Here is a 3,185-nt window from a genome sequence, read left to right on the forward strand (position 1 = left end):
GTTAATGAAATAATAAACCAGAAGACAGAAAAACAAAATATTGAACTAAAAGCAGATGAAAAGGGATGCCCCAATCGCTTATATGATACGCTGTCCAGCTTTTCTAATCAGGATAATGGGGGCATTTTAGTTTTTGGTATTGATGAAAAACAGAATTTTAAAATTGTTGGTGTGTACGATTTACAGGATTTACAGAAAAAAGTTACAGAGCAATGCTTGCAAATGGAGCCGCCTGTACGAGCGATTTTTACTGTTGCCGAATATAATGGCGCCTGTATTTGTTCTGCTGAAATTCCCGGTATCGATATTGCTGAACGTCCTTGTTATTATAAAGGTGCCGGAAGACTAAAAGGTTCTTTTATCCGTGTTGGAGACGCTGATTTGCACATGACGGATTATGAACTATATAGTCTGGAAGCATTCCGAAAACATTTGCATGATGATGAACGCCTGGTAGAACGGGCAAACTTAATAACGTTAGATCGAAATAGTGTGAATGCATATATAGCGCAGAAAAAAGTGGATAGGCCTAAATTTGCTCAGCTGTCAGAGCAAATGATCTATGAAATGTTGAATATATTGCGAAATGGCAAACCTACATTAGCGGCTATAATGAACTTTGGCATTTATCCGCAGGGATATTTTCCACAGTTAGGTGTAACGGCTGTTGTTGTGCCAGGTACCGCTATTGGCGATACGACAGGTGACGATGTCCGTTTTTTGGATAATAAACGGATTGAAGGGAATTTAACCAGTATGGTGAAAGAATCCATTGCGTTTTGTGTTCGCAATATGAAGGTGCGTACTGTCATCGATCGTAATACAGGAGAACGGAGAGATCAAACAGAATACCCTGTGGCTGCTATTCGAGAAGCCATATTAAATGCTGTCATTCATCGCGATTATAGTTTTTATACAGAAGGGACACCAATCCAAATTGATATGTTTTCTGATCGAATGGAAATTCATAGTCCGGGAAACCTCTATGGAAGAATGACTGTTGATCAGTTGGGAAGTACAAAAACAGATGTACGGAATCCCGCCCTGGCTGTTATGGCTGAGAGCATGACAGAGGCAGAAAACCGGTATTCCGGTATACCGACTATGCGCAATGAAATGAAAACGTATGGATTGCCAGCGCCTAAATTTGAAAACAGACGTAATGAATTCGTTGTTACCTTTTATAATACGATAGAAACAGCAAGCGTGGCGGCTGGGGAAGAAACGAATCAGACAGATTTACTTGAATTTTGTCGGATACCGCGAACAAGGCAGGAAATTGCGGAATTTTTACATGTGAAAACAGTGGGCTATGCTATCAGTAAATATATACTCCCGTTAGTCGAAGAGGGAACATTGCAGATGACGTGTCCGGAACGTCCAAAAAGCCGGACTCAGAAGTATGTTGCTGTACAACAGAGAGAATAACAATACGTATATATGCAGGTATTTCTTCATAAGGGAAAACAGGCTTTCCTGTGCTATACTGTATGTATATATACACGATGAAAGGCGGAGGACCTATGACAGACAGAGAACAGCGGGAAGGAGCTGCAGCCTTTGCGGCGCAGTGGAAAGACAGAGGCTATGAAAAAGGGGAAAGCCAGCCCTTCTGGCTGTCGTTGCTGCGCATGGTGTACGGCGTCGATAATCCGGAACAGTTCATTGAATTTGAAGACAAAGTAAAACTCGACCATACGAGCTTTATTGACGCCATGATTCCATCGACCCACGTCATGATTGAACAGAAAGAACTGGGGAAGAACCTGCGCAAGGCTATCAGACAGTCTGACGGCACCTTGCTAAATCCTTATCAGCAGGCCATGCGGTACAGCGCCAGCCTGCCTTATTCGCAGCGGCCCCGCTATATTGTGACCTGCAACTTTTCTACCTTTCTGGTCTATGACATGGAACATCCCCAGGAAGAGCCCCAGGAAATCCTGCTGGAAAACCTGCCTGACGAATACTACCGCCTCAACTTCCTCGTCGATGCCGGCAATGCCCATTTGCAGCGGGAACTGGACGTATCCATTCAGGCCGGTGAGCTCGTAGGAAAGCTGTACGACGCCCTCCAGGCCCAGTACATCGACCCCGATGACGCTCAGACTCTGCGCAGCCTCAACGTCCTCTGTGTGCGTCTCGTATTTTGCCTGTACGCCGAAGATGCAGGGATTTTCGGCAGCCGCACCATGTTTCACGACTACCTGCAGGCCGCCGGAGCTCAGAACGGCCGCCGTGCCCTCATCGATTTGTTCCATATTCTCGATACGGAAACAGACAAACGGGACCCGTACGAACGGGAAGAACTGCTGGCCTTTCCCTATGTCAACGGCGGCTTGTTTGCTGACGAATCCATCGTCATTCCCCAGGTGACAGACGAAATTATTCATATCCTGACCGTGGCCTGCAGCGAACAGTTTGACTGGAGCGACATTAGCCCCACCATTTTCGGCGCCGTCTTTGAAAGCACCTTAAATCCCGAAACGCGCCGCCATGGAGGCATGCATTATACGAGCATTGAAAACATTCACAAAGTCATTGATCCCCTGTTTCTCGACGAACTCCATGATGAACTGAATCGGATTACAGAAGAAAAAGTAAAGAAAACGCGGCATGACCATTTACTGGCTTTCCAGGAAAAACTGGCAGGCCTGCAGTTCCTCGATCCGGCCTGCGGCAGCGGCAACTTCCTCACTGAAACATACCTGTCCCTGCGGCGTCTGGAAAATAAGGTCCTCGATGAACTGACTGGCGGCCAGATGGTCCTGGGTGAATTAGACAACCCCATTCGTGTGTCTATCAGCCAGTTTTATGGCATTGAAATCAACGACTTTGCCGTCACTGTCGCCAAGACAGCCCTGTGGATTGCCGAAAGCCAGATGATGAAGGAAACCGAAGCCATTGTCCACATGGATCTGGATTTCCTGCCCCTCAAGACCAATGCCTTTATCCACGAAGGAAACGCTCTGCGCATGAACTGGGAAGACGTCGTGCCCAAAGACCAGCTGAACTACATCATGGGCAATCCGCCTTTTGTGGGCTACAGCCTGCAAAGTAAGGAACAGAAAGAAGATATTCGTTCTATCTACGTCGATGAAAAAGGCAAGGCCTACAAAACGGCCGGGAAAATCGACTATGTAGCTGGCTGGTATTTTAAGGCCGCCCAGTTCATGTATGGTACAGCC

Annotated in this window: 2 protein-coding genes; both read left to right on the forward strand. The window is 46.6% G+C overall.

The annotated features are described in order from the left end of the window. Positions 1-1,428: ATP-binding protein (locus Q3886_RS09660; protein ID WP_301861247.1), on the forward strand; the 1,428-nt coding region annotated here is incomplete at its 5' end. A gap of 95 nt (positions 1,429-1,523) precedes the next feature. Beyond that, positions 1,524-3,185 (forward strand): DNA methyltransferase (locus Q3886_RS09665; RefSeq protein ID WP_301861248.1); only part of this gene is annotated, 1,662 nt, incomplete at its 3' end.

It is taken from the genome of uncultured Megasphaera sp. (assembly GCF_958350005.1).
GTDB lineage: Bacteria > Bacillota > Negativicutes > Veillonellales > Megasphaeraceae > Megasphaera.